Source organism: Bradyrhizobium pachyrhizi, from assembly GCF_029714545.1.
Lineage (GTDB): Bacteria > Pseudomonadota > Alphaproteobacteria > Rhizobiales > Xanthobacteraceae > Bradyrhizobium > Bradyrhizobium pachyrhizi.
In genome coordinates, this window is the sequence record NZ_CP121667.1 from 6,894,781 (window position 1) to 6,910,407 (window position 15,627).

Sequence of the window (15,627 nt, forward strand, 5' to 3'; positions counted from 1 at the left end):
CTCTTACCTGTTGCTTCGTCTCCGCCTCACTGTGGCTTCATCCGTTCCAGGTCATTGAGCCGCTTCAGCGCATCTTGTTGCCGCAGCAACGCATAGTTGATACCACCCGCATTCAGCGAGCTGCCGGTTTGATACGGGAATTGATCGAAGTCACTGAAGAACTCCTTGACCTTTCCCTGGATAGGCACGAGCAGCCAGATATTGCGCGCCAGGAACTCGATAGCGCCGCCACCTTCCTCGAGACCCTTTTCGTACGGATCCATGCGCAGATTCGCGATCAACGCCCAGGCCGACGTTTCGCGAACCCCCGTTGCGATGTTACCCTTGGTGGTCGCGAAGCTGAGCTTCCAGTCGTTCCAGCGGATGGCGTTGAGATTCCCGCCCTGGTCGAAATAGTAGATCGCGTCGCGAGGCCCCTGCTTCTCCTCGCCTTTGAAGTAGGGCAGGAAATTGTAGCCATCGAGGTGGACCTTGAAGGTCTTCCCTCCCGCACCGGCAAAGCCGGTCTTCATCTTTTCCTTGATGTCGGGCACACCTGCAGCCGCCAACAACGTCGGGAACCAATCCATCAGTGAGATGACGTCGTTGTACTGAGTGCCGGGTTTGACCACACCCGGCCATCGCACCATCATCGGGATGCGGAAGCCGCCTTCCCATGTCGTCCCTTTTTCGCCATGGAACATGGTCATCGCACCGTCGGGCCAGAGCGCGATTTCGGCGCCATTGTCCGTGGTGTAGACCACGATGGTGTTCTCGGTGATCCCGAGTTCGTCGAGCTGCTTGAGCAACTCGCCGACCATGGCGTCGTGCTCCACCATGCCGTCGGCGTGAATGCCTTTGCCGGTCTTGCCTAGCGACGATGCCTTGAGATGCGTGAAGACGTGCATGCGCGTGCTGTTGAACCAGCAGAAGAATGGTCGTTTGGCCCTGGCCTGGCGGCCGATGAAATCCTTGGCCGCCCCAAGGAACTCCTCGTCGACTGTCGGCATGCGCGCGATGTTCAAAGGACCTGTGTCCTCGATCTTTCCATCGGCCGTGGATTTGATGACCCCGCGCGGTCCGTATTGCCTCCGGAAAGCCGGATCCTTTGGATAGAAGTAACCTTCCGGCTCCTCTTCGGCATTGAGGTGATAGAGATTGCCGAAGAACTCGTCGAAGCCGTGCTTGGTCGGCAGATGTTCATCGCGATCGCCAAGGTGATTCTTGCCGAACTGTCCCGTGGCATAGCCCTGCGTTTTGAGGGCGTCGGCAATGGTCGGCATCCAATCCTGAATACCATGAGGGTCACCCGGCATGCCGATGGTCAGAAGGCCGGTGCGGAACGGCTCCTGCCCCAGGATGAACGACGCGCGTCCCGCCGTGCAGCTCTGTTGACCGTAAGCGTCAGTGAAGATGGCTCCTTCCTGGGCGATCCGGTCGATGTTGGGCGTGCGGTATCCCATCAAGCCCATGGTGTAGGCGCTGATCTGGGGAACACCGATGTCGTCGCCGAAGATGACGAGGATATTCGGCTTGCCGCCGCCGGCCGGCGCCGCGGCGGGCGCGGCTTTCTGGGCTTGCGCGAGAGCCTGTGACATCAGTGCGGCAGTGGCAGCAAGTGACGATGTGCCAAGCAGCACGGCCCGGCGATCAATGTTCGAGGCACCGCAAGTGGAATCGGCGCCGGCGTCATGTTTCTTCGTCTCACTCATTCGATACTCCTGAGTTACTCTAGGGTTGCTCGCTCCGGTGATTACGAATCATGCGTTCTGCTCGATCGGTCTCAATGTGCTTCGTTCATCTGGCGGGCTTTGGTCGACCAAAGGACGTGGTGGAGGAAAGCCCGACCGGATTCAGGTTCTGAAGTAGGCGCGTGTCTTCGCGGCGTCTCGCGCGCCGACGCAGATTGCGTCGGGCGCCGCCGACCTGGCGCAGCAGCCGGTGCGGTGACCAGCGCACCGCGCCGGCAGACGGCGCGAACAGCTCGCGCTCGACCGCGCCGATCTCGTCATCGAGCGCGGCATCATGCGCGGCGGCCTTGAACGCCTCGACCGTATGCTGCGGCGCGACCGGCTCGAACCGCTGCAGCCAGTCGAGCAGCGCGAAGTAGACCGCCTTGGCGTCGCCATGGCGCGCGGCACGCCGCAGCTCCCTGAAGGCGAACGGTTCCGAGCGCCGATAGGCCTCGCGATGCCGGCGAAGACGTGCCGCTATCGTCCGCACCATCCGCGGCGTCAGCCAGCCGAGCCCGGCAAGCGCCAGCAGTACGGCCGCGGTCGACTTCCAGTGATCGGCGACGACATCGCGCAGCGCGCCCCATGACCGGTGCGGGCCGGAGGTGCCGATTGACGACGAACCGCCGGCTGCGGGGTTCGCCTCCACCTGCAGCGTCAACGGGTCGAGATGCGCCACATCGATGCGTTGCGCGTCGATGTTCCACCAGCGCAGGTCGATCGGCGGCAGCACATAGTCACCGGCCTTCTCGAGCATGTAGACGCCGCTGTCGGTGCGCGCCGAGGACAGCACATCGGTGCGCCCATCGGTCTTGTCCTGGAGCGACGGCTGCGCAGGGTACAGCTTGAGCCCGTCGAACGCGGCGAACTTCACCGGCGGCAGCAGCATCGCCGGAATGCCTTCGGCCTTGATGATGACGGTCCGCGTCACGGCATCCCCGGTCTTGAGCTGATCCGACGATCGGTTGACGGTCTGCTCGATCGATAGATCGCGCGCGGCCAGGAACGGCTGCAGGGCGGAGGCCGCGTCCGGGATGAAGGCCTCAAATGCGATCGGCGGCAGCGCGAGCGTGGCCTCGCGCGTCGCCGGCGGCTCGGCGGCGTATTTGATGGTGATCGCCTGGCCGGCGATCGCGTAGCTGCCCGGCTCCTGCGGATGGATGGCAAATTCGAACCGGACGCCGGCATAGGTGACGCCGTCCCGCTGCTCGTTCTCGTTGATGCTCCGCAACTGACGGGTCACGGCGTTGCGGACCTGGAAGTCGGGCAGCTCGGGCGGCGCCGTCATGTAGTTCGGCGCCAGCACGTCGATCCGCAGCGCGGCCGCCTGCCCCACCACGACCCGCGGCGGATCGATCGTCACCCGCAGGATCGGCTCCGGCGCGCTTTGCTGCGTGAGTGCTGCGCAGGGTATGAGCAGTCCGAGCATCAGGGCTGCGGCGGCGAGCGGCTGCCTCATGGCTTCGCTCCCGCCGGCCGCGTCGCGTCCTGAATCGCAAATTTCAGCTTGAGGAAGTCGGCCGGCGTGGTCTGGACCTGGCGCATCCAGGCTTCGGCGGCGCCGGCGGTGGTCAGATCCTGTGGCGTCACCCGGATCTTCTTGCCGCCCTTCTGGTTCGGATCGACACGCGCCTCGTCGGCCTTCATGTCCGGCGGCGCGCTGTCATCCTGCTCCTGCTTCCTTCGCTTTTCTTCCTTCGCCTTCAGCGCCGCCACCACGATGGCACGGTTGGTCTTCGCTGCGACATGGCCGGGCGCGATCTTCAGAACCTCATCATAGGCGGCGATCGCCTTCTCATAGGCGTGGTTCTGCGCCTGGGCGTTGCCGAGCGCGAAGCGTCCCTCGAGCGTATCGACATGGGCGAATTCCTGCGCGGCCGTCAGGAAGTCGAACGCACGATAGGCGGCGATGCCGCGCCACATCGGATCGGAGAAGCGCTTGGCCGCGGCCGCATAGTCGCCGCGATCGAAGGCGATGCGTCCTTGCTGATCCGGCGTCAGCCACAGGTCGGCAAATCGGCGCGGCTCCTCCGCCCTCGCGGACGACACGTGCGACAGGCAGACGAAAGCAACAACCCAGGCCACCGTGGTGCCGCGCCGGAACCAGAGCAGGCTGAGCAGGGCAATCGGCAGCAGCAGCCAAAAGCCCTCGTCGCGCCATTGCGTACCGAACGCGTCACCCTGCGCGGCCTGATAGCGGGTTTCGATCCGGCGCTCGAGCGCCGCGATGTCGGCGTCGTCGATGCTGACCTGGACGACGTCCGAACCGAGCGCGAACCTTTCGGCCTTGCTCGGCGTGACGCTCAGCTTGACCAGACCGTTCCGTCCGGCGGCCTGACGAACCGCTCCCTCCTCGTCACCGCCGTCGTCGGCGACGAGCAGGATCGTGCCGGGCACCGTTTCGGTCGCGAGCGCCTCCGCCGCGAGCGCCACCGCCGCGACGGCGTTCTTCCCGGGCGACGGCATCAGGCCCGGGGCGAGCGCGGCGAGGAAGGGTTCGATGACGGCGCGATCGTCGGTCAGCGGCATCACCAGATGCGCGGTGCCCGCATAGGCGATCAGCCCCGTGCGCGCGCCGGCGCGCGCCGCAAGCAGATCCCTGATCTTCTGCTTGGCGCGTTCGAGCCGCGTCGGCGCGACGTCGCTCTGCCCCATCGTTGCATCGAGCGACAACGCGATCATCAGCGGCGCCTTGTCCTCGACGAAGGGCGGCAGCTCGCGCCGCCAGGTCGGCCCCGACAATGCGATGATGCCCAGCGACATCGCGGCGGCGACCAGATAAAGCGGGCTGACACCACGTCCCGCCCCCGGTTGCACGATCAGATGGTTGAGCAGATGCGGCGCGATCACCCCGCCCCATTGCGCTAGCGGGCTCTGCCGCCAACGCACCCACGCGAAGACGGCAGCGACAGGAATCAGCGCGAGCAGCCACAGCGGCCGCAGCAGATGGAACGGGATGGCGGCCGCGTCATGCATGGCCGGGCGCTCCCCTTCGTCCCAGCCCGCTTTCCAGCGAAAGGCCGAGCCACAGCAGCAGCGACAGCACCACGGCGGCGCCGAGCGGCCACTGGAACAGCGGCTGCTTCGGCCGCCATGACAGTGTATCGAGCTTGGCCGGCGCGAGACGGTCGATGTCCGCGTAGATCGCCTGCAACTGCGCACCGTCCTCGGCACGGTAGAAGTGGCCGCCCGTCGTGGCGGCGACCGACCGCAGGACGCCGAGATCGACGCGGTTCTCGCCGGTCGCGGCCGGATCACCGACGCCGATCGTGTCGATCACGACGCCATTCTGGTGCGCGATGTCGGCGGCATGCTCGGGAGGGACGCGGCTCGCCGTATCGTTGCCATCGGTGAGCAGGACGAGAAGCTTCTCGCGCGCCTTGCTTGTCTCGAAGGTCTTGATCGCAAGCCCGATGGTGTCGCCGATCGCGGTCTGCTGTCCGGCCATGCCGACCTCGGTCTGTACCAGCAGCGCGGTCGCGGTCTGCAGATCCTGCGTGAACGGCACCTGCACATAGGGCCTGGTGCCGAACAGCACGAGCGCGACGCGGTCGCCGTTCCGGTGCGCGATGAAATCCGCGACCACGCGCTTGACGCCGTCGAGCCGCGTCAGCATCGCGCCGTCGCTACCTCGGAAATCGCGCTGGTCCATCGAGCCGGAGATGTCGATCGCGAGCATGAGATCGCGCGCCGAAACCTCGCGCGTGACGGGGTCGCCGACCCATTGCGGCCGTGCCAGCGCCGCGACGACGAGCGCCCAGATCAATGCGGCCGTCACCATCTGGATGCGCCGCCGCTGCAGCACGACGGCGCCGCGCTGCGGGGTCTGTCCGGTTGCCGCCGCAAGGCGGTCGAAGAACGGCACCATCACCGAGGCCTGCCGCGCGCGATACGGCGGCAACAGCCACCACACGAGGATCGGCAGCGGCAGGAGCGCGAGCATCCAGGGCCATGCGAACTCAAACATGGTGCCCCCTGATCCAGCGCCGCACCAGATCCTGCAGCGCCGTTAGATCGCCAGCATCCGCCGTCGTCCGCCCGTACGGCGCGGTCGCGAGCAGCCGTCCCGCGCCTTGCGAGAATTCGTCCCCGCCATAGCTGCGGTCGAGGAACGCAAGCCAGCCCGCGCCGGCAAGTGGCGCGATGGTTTCGCGCGGAAAGGCATCGAGCGCAGTCTGCCGCACGAGCAGCGCGAGGCTCGCGGCCATTCCCTCCGGGGCGCCGCCTTGTGTCTGCAGCAGCCGGTCGAGCTCCGCGAGCGCCGCGCGCCGATAGCGGTTGGCGCGGAAACGCCGCAGCAGGCGCCACGCCGCAACGGCGACCCCCGCGGCGACCAGCACGATCACGATCCGCGACGCCCAGGTCGCCGGAAGCAGGCTCACCGACGGTGGCAGCGGGATATCGATCAGGCCCGCGACGGGATCCACAATAACAGGTCGGGTGTCAGCCAAGAGCCGCCTCCGCTCTGGCGTGACCGCCACCGCGTCCGTGCCGGGCCGGCAACCCGCCCAGGAGACGCCGGAGTTGCGGCGCCGTTTCCTCAGCTGTGCTCAGCGGCAGCACCGGGATGCCAAGCTCGCGCGTCCACGCGAATACGCCGCGCAGCCGCTCCTGCGAGGCCTGCGCGATACTTTTGCGGACACTCTCGCGGCCGACTTCGAGCTGGATCTGCAGCTCGCCATCGGTGACGGTCATCCGGCTCGAGGCCGGCAAATCGCTTTGCAAGGGATCGTGGACCAGCACCGCGACCACGTTGTTATGCCGGGCGATCGCCCCGATCATCCGGCGCGTTGCGGTATCCGCGCCATCGAAATCGCTGATCAGGATCACCGTGGCATCGTGCATCGTCCGCCGCTCGGCATGTTCGAGCGCCCGGTTGAGCATGCCTGACGCCGGAACGATGCCGCGGCCGACGCCGAGCGCCTGGTTCTGCGCGACGATGGTGGACAATATCTGCAACACCGTCGCGCGACTGCGCCGCGCCGCGAGCTCGACGACATCGCTGTCATTGAACACGATCGCGCCGACCCGGTCGCCGACGCCGAGCACACGCCAGGCGCCGATCGCGGCGGTCTCGGCTGCGGTGACCGACTTCATGGCGCGCCGGCTGCCGAAGAACATCGACAGCCGCTGATCGACCACGAGCAGGGCCTGACGGTCGCGCTCCTCGTTGAAGACGCGCACATGCGGCTTCTGCAGCCGCGCCGTGACCTTCCAGTCGATCTCGCGGACATCGTCGCCCGGGCGATAGTCCCTGATCTCCTCGAAGTTCAGCCCGCGGCCACGCATGCGCGAGGCGAACCGGCCCGACAGCAGACTATGCACGGGCTGGCGCGGCAGGAACGAAACCCTGCGATCCCTGAATTCGAGCGCGATCAGATCGTCGAGACTGACGTAGACACCGGGCATTCTGGCTGATGTCTCCGTCATCACGGCCCTCACGCTGCAGCGACAAGCTCGGTGATCTTGTCGATCACCTGGTCGGGGCTGATGCCCTGCGACACGGCCTCGTAGCTCAGGATCAACCGGTGCCGCAGGCAGTCGTGGATGACGGCGCGGATGTGGTCGGGCGTGACGAAGTCCTGCCCGTCGAGCCATGCCCGCGCCCGCGCGCAGCGGTCGATGGCAAGGCTGCCGCGCGGGCTGGCGCCGATCTGGATCCATTTGCCCAAGGGTTCGCCGTAACGGCCGGGAAACCGCGTCGCATAGATCAGGTCGACGATATATTTCTGTGCGAGGTCGGAGACGAAGATGCCGTCGAGCTCGCCGCGCGCATCAAGGATCGCCTGCTGCGGCACCGCCGGCGGCGGGGCGGAGCCGGCTTCCTGTTTCTGCGCATTCTCGGCGCGATTGAGCTTGATGATCTCGCCTTCCGTCGCCTCGTCGGGATAGGTGATCACGACATGCATCAGGAAGCGGTCGAGCTGCGCCTCGGGAAGCGGATAGGTGCCTTCCTGCTCGATCGGATTCTCGGTCGCGAGCACCATGAACAGGTCAGGCATCTTGTAGGTCTTGCCGGCAACGGTGACCTGACGTTCCTCCATCGCTTCCAGCAGCGCCGACTGCACCTTGGCCGGCGCGCGGTTGATCTCGTCCGCCAGCACGAGGTTGGCGAAGATCGGCCCCTTCTGGAACTGAAACTGGCCGCCCTTCTCGGTCTGCAGGTAGATTTCCGCGCCGGTCACATCCGACGGCAGCAGGTCCGGCGTGAACTGAACGCGCGACAGGTCCGCGGCAAGGTTCTTCGCCAGCGTCTTCACCGCCCGCGTCTTCGCAAGCCCCGGCAGGCTTTCGATCAGGAGATTGCCGTTGGCCAGCAAGCCGATCAGCATGCTCTCGACCAGATGATCCTGCCCGAGCACCGATCTGCCGATGCGCGCCTTGAGATCGAGCACGGCGTCGCGGGCCGCGGAGTCCTGGGCAGTTCGCCGCGCCGGGGCGGCCGCTAACGGTGTTGCGGCGTGATCTGACATTGCACTACGGCTCCTTGGACCCCGTAAACCACCTGTAATAGGGGTTTCGTCTCGCCGCTTGGCTGAGGCTCGCCATCTCGCGCGCGTAGGCTTGCCGGTTGCCCGCATAGGCGCTGAGGCCGGCACGATAGAACGCATCAAGATCTCGCCTTTCGCTCAGCAGCGAAGTGGTGAATTGCTCGTCTGCTCCTTTGAGCGGCGGTTCGCTACGGTACTGCCAGATGTGCGAAATCGTTCGGCTGAACTCGTCCGGACGAACCCATGTCGCGTATTCGATCCGCGGTCTGTCGTCCGTCACCGCCGGCGCGTCCGCCGCGTAGCGCACGAGCCCGTCGCGGTCGGTGATCCAGGTTGCGATCAGCGCCGCGACCGAGTTGACGCCGACCGCGGAAAGCGCCGCAGACGTCTCGGGCTGGTTGAATCTCGCGCTGATGCGCTCCGCATCCAACTGAATCGGACGACGCGACCCGACGAGCAACATCTCATGCAGCTCCGATGTCCACAGAGACGCGTACGGAAACACATCGGTGACGCTGCGAACCAGTGAGCGCGTGTCCTCATCGTTCTGTGTTGGCAGCGGCAACCACTGCGCGACGATCCCGTCGTCGTTCAGTCGCGACGAAGCCAGGCGATAAAAGTCGCGAGAATAGAGATTGACGACGCCCACCGCCGATGGCGGCGGCGGCTCCAGCGTGATCAGGTCGTAGGTCTGGCTCTCGCGCTGCAGGAGGCGACGGCCGTCGCCCAAGCGCTTCTCCAATCCCGGGTCGGACGCGGCGTTGAAGGTGCCGTCGAATATCGGAGCCGCACGAAGGACCGCCGGGAGCAGCTCACCCACCACCCTCCTGTCGAGAGCGGGGAATTGTGAGAGAGCGCCGGCCGTAATGCCCGTGCCGTAGCCGATCACCAGGGCGGATTTCGGCTCGCCATTGTGAATGATGAGAGGCAGGAGCGCTTGCAGCCGCATGTAGCGCAGCGACGGCATCGCGTCGCCGGAATTGGATACGCCCTGGATATAGAGCCGGCGGAAGCGGCCGGTGTTGACCACCGCGACCGTCCCACCCGGGCTCTCCTCATAGAACATGATTTTTCCCGACCGCGCTGCCGGCAACAATTGGGCAAATCGGTCGGACGGCGTGGCGACCGCGGCGACGATGCAGGCTGCGCCGACCGCGAATGCCAGTCCAAGACCGGCGCGGCTCGAGCGACCGCCCCAGCAGGCAAGGACACCCAGGAGGCCGGCGCCGATTGCGAGCAATGCAAGGGTGTGGACAAGCCCAAGCCAGGGCAGAAGCACGAAGCCGGTGAGAAGCGCGCCGCCCACACCGCCCAGCGTATTGACCGCCACGACCGCGCCAACGTCCTGCCCGATGTGCGCATCCCGCACCACCAGACGCAGCGCCACCGGAAAGGCCGCCCCGAGCAGCAAGGTCGGCAGGAATACGATACAGAACGCTGCCACCGCGAAGCGGGCGCACATGCCGGCGAACTGGTTTTCGGTAAGCCGGAGCACGAACGCTTCGGTCGCCGTCTGCGCGACCACGAGCCAATGGCCAAGTACCGCGATCTCGATCAAGGCCAGGAACCCGGCAGCGGCGATCAGAAGGCCAAAGACACTCCAGGGGTCGCGGATCCGGTCGATTGCCCGCGCAACGATCGCGGCGCCCGCCGCAAGTCCCGCGAGGTACGTCGCAAGCACCACGGAAAACGCGAAACTGCGCGTACTCATGAACTGAACGATGGACTGGGACCAGATGACCTCATAGCCGAGGGCAATTGCGCCGGCGGCGGCATAGAGGGCAACAGCCAATCCGACCCGGCGCGGTTGATGCGCCGCCGCGCCGCTGGCGGACCTGATCCTCGCCGAAACCACGGGATTCCGGGCGAGCACCGCTGCCCCCGCCGCCGCGAGGGCATTGAGTGTCGCCGCCGCGATCGAGGTCCCTTGCACCCCGAACAGCGGAATGAGGACAAACATCGGCAGCAGAGCGCCAAGAATCGCGCCGGCCGTGTTGGCGGCGTATAGCCGGCCGCCGACGGGGCCGGCATCGCGAGAGTTATGCAGCACCGCACGCACAAGGACCGGTAGCGTCCCACCCATCAGAAGCGGAGCGATGCCGACCAGAACGAACACCATGGCCCATGCGAGCAAGCCGCTCGCGCTCTCGATCGCCACGAAGACCGGCGCAATATTCGCCAAGATCAATGTGGTGGCGACGCCGGTTATGCCGATGCCGATCTCGATCGCGATGTAGACTTTCGCCGGCTGGCTGGCCCGGTCGGCCCTTCCACCGAAGATCAGGCCGCCCAACGCCAGGCCGGTAAAGAAGGCACTCACGGCGGTCGTGATGGCGTAGACATCAGCGCCGACGACGAGCGAGAGCTGCTTGATCCAGATCACCTGGTAGATCAGGCCGGCGGCACCCGAGACGAACGCCAGCGCCGCTGCGACAAGCCTCCGGCTCGCACCGGCGTCCAGTCTCTTTCGGTGTGCTCGGGTCGCGGTCGATGCAGACCCTATGCTCGATCGAGCATCCATCCGCTAGTCCCCTTGGATGCAGTGCGAGACAGGCCGATACCACTGGCCTGTCTCGCAGGGCCTCGCGACTATTCGAGACCGCGCTTCTTGAAGGATTCATCGACCTTCTTGTCGACCGCACGACGAATCTGGTCGATGCTGAAGCTCGCAATCCGCTGGCTTGGCGGATATTCAACAAGGGTCTGCAGGAACGCGGCCGCCTTGATTTGCGCCTGAGCGATCATGTACGCGTTCTCTACCCGCCATTGATCGTACATGCTGCCCGATATCTCCGCGTGTTCGTACGGATCCATGCGCAGATTGAATATCTTTGGCACGCGCAAAGGCGTGAACGGGTGAGCCCAGACGTCGAACTGGCCAGGCTGATCCTGCCGTTCAAAGGTGTGTTTCCAGTCGCCGTTTCGCATCGCAACGAGATCACCGTCGTCGTTGAAATAATAGAACTCGTTGCGCGCGCTCTTGTCGGCCTTGCCCGTCATGTAGTCGAGCTGATTGAACCCATCGAGGTGATTGCGGAAGGTGGTCGAGCTGCCCTGCGGCTGCCAGCCGGTGAGCAGGCGGTCCTTCACCCCGGGGTCGCCGGCGGCGGCAAGGAGCGTCGGGAACCAGTCGAGACCTGACACGATTCCGTTGGCAACCTCGCCTGCCTTGACATGGCCGGGCCAACGGATCATCGCCGGCACGCGGAACGCGCCTTCCCAATTTGTGTCCTTTTCTGACCGGAAAGGCGTCGTCGCTGCATCCGGCCAGGTAAACGCGTTCGGGCCGTTGTCCGTGCTGAAGACGACGATCGTGTTGTCCGCGATCTTCAGGTCGTCGAGCGTCTTGAGCAGCTTTCCGACGTTCATGTCCATCTCGACCATGCCGTCTGCGTACTCATTACCCGGCATGCCGCTTTGCCCGCGCATCGAGGCACGAACGTGGGTAAAGATGTGCATGCGAGTGAAGTTCATCCAGGTAAAGAACGGTCTGTTGGCCTTTGCCTGTCGCGTGACGAAATCGATGGCCGCGCCGGTGGTCTCGTCGTCAACGGTTTCCATCCGCTTCCTGGTGAGCGGGCCGGTATCCTCGATCTTGCCGTCGGCGGAAGCCTTGAGGACGCCACGCGGCGAATAGGCCTTGACGAAGGCTGCGTCGTCCTTCGGCCAGTACGGCCGTTCCGGCTCTTCCTCGGCGTTCAGATGATAAAGATTGCCGAAAAACTCATCGAAGCCGTGATTGGTCGGCAGGTATTCGTCCCGATCGCCGAGATGGTTCTTGCCGAACTGACCGGTGGCGTAGCCAAGGGGTTTCAGGGCCTGCGCGATTGTTATGTCTCCCTTCTGCAGGCCGACCGGTGCTCCCGGAATACCGACTTTGCAGAGGCCGGTCCGCAGGCAGGCCTGGCCGGTGATGAAGGTGGAGCGACCGGCCGTGCAGCTATTCTCGGCATAATAGTCCGTGAAGATCATGCCTTCGTTGGCGATACGATCGATGTTCGGCGTCTTGTAGCCGACCACACCGCGCGTATAGGCGCTCAGATTGGATTGGCCGACGTCGTCGCCGAAGATGACGAGGATGTTCGGCTTTGCCGCGTTCGGCTGCTGCGCTGACGCGGGAGACCCGGCAAATGGCGCCAGGCTTGTCGCGACCAACGCCGCCGCGAACAAGCCACGAAGCAACCCTCCGCGACTACCGGACGGCCTGGCAACAATATTGCTCTCATCGCTCATTCTGACGCTCCTTGCTTGTCGAACGGTTTTTGTGACGATTGAGAATCGGCTCGCCGCACCACGCAGCGAAAGCCGACATGGCTGGTCGAGGTATCGACCGGCTCGGCGTGGCGGGCGGCAGGGCGATACCGGCGGCAGTAATTCGGGGCGCACAGATGCGAGCCGCCCTTCAGCACCTTCCGCGGAATCTTGATGGCGGGCTGGACGGGGTCGTAGCTCGCCTCCTCGCGACCGCCGCGCGGATTCTGCGGGATGCAGCAGGGTTTCGCGGCGTCGGCCTCATGACGGGCGGACCACCAGTCGGCGGTCCATTCCCAGACATTGCCGATCATGTCGTGGACGCCGTAGCCGTTGGGCGGAAACGCGGTCACCGGTGAAGTCCGGTCGAAGCCGTCCTCGCAGAGGTTCTGAATCGGGAAGTTGCCCTGCCACGTGTTGGCCATGTGCTTGCCGCCGGGCGTCAAGGCATTGCCCCAGGCGAACTCCTCGGCCTCGAGCCCGCCGCGCGCCGCGAACTCCCACTCGGCTTCGGTCGGAAGGTCCTTGCCGGCCCATTTGGCGTAGGCGAGCGCATCGGCATAGGCGACGTGGACGACCGGGTGGCTGCCGAGCACGTTGATGTTGCTGCGTGGGCCGTAGGGGCGGCGCCAGTTCGCGCCCTTCATCAAGGTCCACCATTGGCTCCAGTCGCGCAGGGTGGTGACGCGGCGCGGCGGCTGAAACACCAGCGAGCCGGCATAGAGCATATGCGGCAGTGCACCCGGATATTGCGCGGGATCCGGCGGCCGTTCGGCGACCGTGATGTGCCCGGTCTCCCGCACGAATTCGCGGAATTGAGCGTTGGTCACCGGGGTGCGGTCGATCCAGAAGCCGTCGACCGACGCCCGATGCGCCGGCGCCTCCTCGGGATAGTGATGGTCGGAGCCCATGCGGAATGTGCCGCCGGGAATCCAGACCATGTCGTCGGTCTGGACGCGGTCGTCACGCTCTGTTTCGGCGGAGGTGATCTCTACCCGGGACATGGCGATGCACCCCTTCGCGCATTTACCGTGAGCAGTAGTCCCAGAAGCCCTGTGTTCGCGACGGGTCGGTGTAGTACCAGCACATGCCCGCTGCCGGCGGCGGTCCCGCCCAGGCGGCTGCGCTCGCCGCGCTGACGAAACCGATCGCTGCGCCGGCCGCAACCGCGCCCCCGATCGGCCAGCCGTACCAGCCGGGCCGCGCCCAACCTCCCGGCCGCGGTCCAACCCAGCGCGTGCCGGCGCCGTGCCAGCCGGGCCTCACTCCCGGACGCACCACCGTCCGGCTGCGATAGGCAACCGCACCGCCGCGCGGTCCGACGGCAACGCCGCCGCGGCGAGCGACAGCGCGCACCTGCACAACGTTACCGCTGCCTTCCTGCTGTTTGATGATCGGCAATGAAGCGGAAGAGCCGATGCTGACCGCCGACGCCGGGCCTGCTTGCGCGACGATCGCGGCTGCTCCAATGACTGCCAGACGGAAAATCTTGTTGAAGATCGCAGGCTTATGATCTCGGTGACCGAACGTCGTGCATGATTGCGTCGTGCCTGAGTGCATTGTCGCGCCCTTCCATTTTTCTGTGCTGCACTTTTCGGCAGCGTTGATCCGTCAGGCCTTCTTCCCTTTCTCCTCCGTCGCTAATCCGTGTGCACACTTGCGTGCACAATGTTCTCCGTCGTGACTCGTTCCACTGGACGTTGTCACGAGCGAATTCTGCTGTCAGTTCAAACGATAGCGGAACGCACTATACAAGTGATGTGCACTTTGTGCCAATCTCAACCCCGAGCCGTGCAGGCTTAACGAAAGATGCTCCAATTCGATCAATCCGGCCCGGTCGGCCTTATTGCTTTCTCGGAAAAACAAGCGAAAATCTGCAGGTTTGCAAATCCACATCACGATCTCGCCATGCGACTCAAGCTAACGTAGGAGCATTGTCGCGGGGCAAACTGTTTGTACTGACTTCAAGCATTTGGTTTTAGTAGATTAATCGCGCTGCAGTTGTGAACGTGGATATGGGCCAACACCTGACGGTTAGCACCGGCGAGCTTGACGGCTTCGAGGGTCTCCACGATGCCGTCAAAGGCTCGCATGTCGAAGTCATGCAGCTTGAGCGCGGCAAGCTGCGCGGCACATTGTCTCACGTCGGGATCGGTGATTTTTCGCTCAGCATCGGCGCATTCAATGTCGGGGTCCGTACCCAGCGCATCTCGACCGACCCCAAGCTGATCATCGGGATGCTGCTGCGCGCGACCGACCGCGTCACGCATTGGGCATTCGACATGCAGCCGGCCGATGTGCTGGTGATTCCTCCGTCGGTCGAGCATGACGGGGTCTTTCACAGCGCCTCGTCCTACGCCGCCATCCGCTTCGACCTCGCCGACCTGCCCGATATATTCGGCGGCGAGCCGCGGCTCGCCGACGCCGAAACCTGGCAGGCGAAGAACCACTTTCGCGCCGACCCCACGATCGGCATGGGCGCGGCGGACAAACTGCCGCGGATCGTCGCGCATCTCGCGCGCTATCCGGACGCCTTGACGGACGCGTCGGCCGGCTTCTGGAAGCGCGCGATCGTCGACTGCGTGACCGCGACGGTCGTGACATCGCTGCCCCCCGACGGAACGAGCTATCTGCCGTCGGCGATGCGCTTGGTGCGCCACGTCGAGGACTATCTGCACGCCGCGGGCACGCGCCCGGTCCACGTCTCGGAAATCTGCAGCGAGCTTCGGCTGTCGCGACGCAGCCTGCACCGCGCCTTCCACGAGGTGTTCGGGGTCGGCCCGGTGACGTTCCTGCGCTACAAGCGGCTCTGCATGATCCGTTCGATCCTGCGCGAAAGCACCCCGGACCAGACCACCGTCTCCAAGGTTGCGATCGAACAGGGCTTCATCGAGCTCGGGCGCTTCTCGCAATATTACCGCGCGATGTTCGGGGAATATCCGTCGCAAACGCTTGGCTACGCCGGGTAGAGCATGATGAGATCAAGTTGAATTGGAGCGGCGTCGGAGGTTCACCTCTCCCTTGGGAGAGGTCGGCGCGCAGCGCCGGGTGAGGGGCTACGGTCCCTCGTGAGAGCTGCGGCCCCTCACCCGATTTGCTCCGCAAATCGACCTCTCCCCGCTGGGGAGAGGTGAGCCGAACCCGAGGCCAAACCGATTCAACCTCACTTCATC

Annotated in this window: 12 protein-coding genes; 1 reads left to right on the forward strand and 11 read right to left on the reverse strand. The window is 65.1% G+C overall.

The window, feature by feature from the left end:
• Nucleotides 1–26 precede the first annotated feature (26 nt).
• The 11 genes from QA639_RS32710 to QA639_RS32760 all read right to left on the reverse strand — a co-directional run bounded on the left by QA639_RS32710 (nucleotide 27) and on the right by QA639_RS32760 (nucleotide 14,014).
• On the reverse strand, nucleotides 27–1,691 hold the full coding sequence (locus QA639_RS32710) for an arylsulfatase (protein WP_283088075.1): 1,665 nt from the start codon (nucleotides 1,689–1,691) through the stop codon (nucleotides 27–29).
• Between the two features lie 85 nt (nucleotides 1,692–1,776).
• Entirely contained in the window at nucleotides 1,777–3,171 is a 1,395-nt protein-coding gene (locus tag QA639_RS32715) for a BatD family protein (protein ID WP_283088076.1), read from the reverse strand.
• The gene (locus tag QA639_RS32720) at nucleotides 3,168–4,688 is read right to left on the reverse strand and encodes a VWA domain-containing protein (RefSeq protein WP_283088077.1); all 1,521 of its coding nucleotides are present in this window, start codon (nucleotides 4,686–4,688) and stop codon (nucleotides 3,168–3,170) included. The genes QA639_RS32715 and QA639_RS32720 overlap by 4 nt, the downstream gene beginning before the upstream one ends.
• A complete protein-coding gene (locus QA639_RS32725) occupies nucleotides 4,681–5,679 on the reverse strand; it encodes a vWA domain-containing protein (protein ID WP_050383721.1) in 999 nt (332 codons plus the stop codon). The genes QA639_RS32720 and QA639_RS32725 overlap by 8 nt, the downstream gene beginning before the upstream one ends.
• The gene (locus QA639_RS32730) at nucleotides 5,672–6,163 is read right to left on the reverse strand and encodes a DUF4381 domain-containing protein (protein WP_283088078.1); all 492 of its coding nucleotides are present in this window, start codon (nucleotides 6,161–6,163) and stop codon (nucleotides 5,672–5,674) included. The genes QA639_RS32725 and QA639_RS32730 overlap by 8 nt, the downstream gene beginning before the upstream one ends.
• Nucleotides 6,156–7,142: a DUF58 domain-containing protein gene (locus QA639_RS32735; protein WP_028335696.1), complete on the reverse strand. Its 987-nt coding sequence runs from the start codon at nucleotides 7,140–7,142 to the stop codon at nucleotides 6,156–6,158. The genes QA639_RS32730 and QA639_RS32735 overlap by 8 nt, the downstream gene beginning before the upstream one ends.
• An 8-nt stretch (nucleotides 7,143–7,150) precedes the next feature.
• Entirely contained in the window at nucleotides 7,151–8,185 is a 1,035-nt protein-coding gene (locus QA639_RS32740) for an AAA family ATPase (RefSeq protein ID WP_157347683.1), read from the reverse strand.
• 4 nt (nucleotides 8,186–8,189) lie between these two features.
• Nucleotides 8,190–10,724 (reverse strand): fused MFS/spermidine synthase, encoded by a 2,535-nt coding sequence (locus tag QA639_RS32745; RefSeq protein WP_283088079.1) that lies wholly within the window; start codon nucleotides 10,722–10,724, stop codon nucleotides 8,190–8,192.
• A 68-nt stretch (nucleotides 10,725–10,792) separates the two neighbouring features.
• Nucleotides 10,793–12,436 carry an arylsulfatase gene (locus tag QA639_RS32750; RefSeq protein WP_157347681.1) on the reverse strand — a complete coding sequence of 548 codons (1,644 nt, stop codon included), beginning with the start codon at nucleotides 12,434–12,436 and terminating at the stop codon, nucleotides 10,793–10,795.
• Nucleotides 12,433–13,458, reverse strand: a complete 1,026-nt coding sequence (locus tag QA639_RS32755) for a formylglycine-generating enzyme family protein (protein WP_283088080.1) — start codon at nucleotides 13,456–13,458, stop codon at nucleotides 12,433–12,435. The genes QA639_RS32750 and QA639_RS32755 overlap by 4 nt, the downstream gene beginning before the upstream one ends.
• A 22-nt stretch (nucleotides 13,459–13,480) precedes the next feature.
• Entirely contained in the window at nucleotides 13,481–14,014 is a 534-nt protein-coding gene (locus QA639_RS32760; RefSeq protein ID WP_157347680.1) for a hypothetical protein, read from the reverse strand.
• A gap of 455 nt (nucleotides 14,015–14,469) precedes the next feature.
• Here QA639_RS32760 and QA639_RS32765 point away from each other — a divergent pair, with 455 nt between their 5' ends.
• Nucleotides 14,470–15,423: an AraC family transcriptional regulator gene (locus QA639_RS32765; RefSeq protein ID WP_283088081.1), complete on the forward strand. Its 954-nt coding sequence runs from the start codon at nucleotides 14,470–14,472 to the stop codon at nucleotides 15,421–15,423.
• The last annotated feature ends 204 nt before the right edge of the window (nucleotides 15,424–15,627 follow it).

What these genes read in the sequence shown, in the direction of transcription:
- QA639_RS32710 (WP_283088075.1), bottom strand. Translation starts at nt 1,691, where the DNA reads ATGAGTGAGACGAAGAAACATGACGCCGGCGCCGATTCCACTTGCGGT.
- QA639_RS32715 (WP_283088076.1), bottom strand. Translation starts at nt 3,171, where the DNA reads ATGAGGCAGCCGCTCGCCGCCGCAGCCCTGATGCTCGGACTGCTCATA.
- QA639_RS32720 (WP_283088077.1), bottom strand. Translation starts at nt 4,688, where the DNA reads ATGCATGACGCGGCCGCCATCCCGTTCCATCTGCTGCGGCCGCTGTGG.
- QA639_RS32725 (WP_050383721.1), bottom strand. Translation starts at nt 5,679, where the DNA reads ATGTTTGAGTTCGCATGGCCCTGGATGCTCGCGCTCCTGCCGCTGCCG.
- QA639_RS32735 (WP_028335696.1), bottom strand. Translation starts at nt 7,142, where the DNA reads ATGACGGAGACATCAGCCAGAATGCCCGGTGTCTACGTCAGTCTCGAC.
- QA639_RS32740 (WP_157347683.1), bottom strand. Translation starts at nt 8,185, where the DNA reads ATGTCAGATCACGCCGCAACACCGTTAGCGGCCGCCCCGGCGCGGCGA.
- QA639_RS32745 (WP_283088079.1), bottom strand. Translation starts at nt 10,724, where the DNA reads ATGGATGCTCGATCGAGCATAGGGTCTGCATCGACCGCGACCCGAGCA.
- QA639_RS32750 (WP_157347681.1), bottom strand. Translation starts at nt 12,436, where the DNA reads ATGAGCGATGAGAGCAATATTGTTGCCAGGCCGTCCGGTAGTCGCGGA.
- QA639_RS32755 (WP_283088080.1), bottom strand. Translation starts at nt 13,458, where the DNA reads ATGTCCCGGGTAGAGATCACCTCCGCCGAAACAGAGCGTGACGACCGC.
- QA639_RS32760 (WP_157347680.1), bottom strand. Translation starts at nt 14,014, where the DNA reads ATGCACTCAGGCACGACGCAATCATGCACGACGTTCGGTCACCGAGAT.
- QA639_RS32765 (WP_283088081.1), top strand. Translation starts at nt 14,470, where the DNA reads ATGGGCCAACACCTGACGGTTAGCACCGGCGAGCTTGACGGCTTCGAG.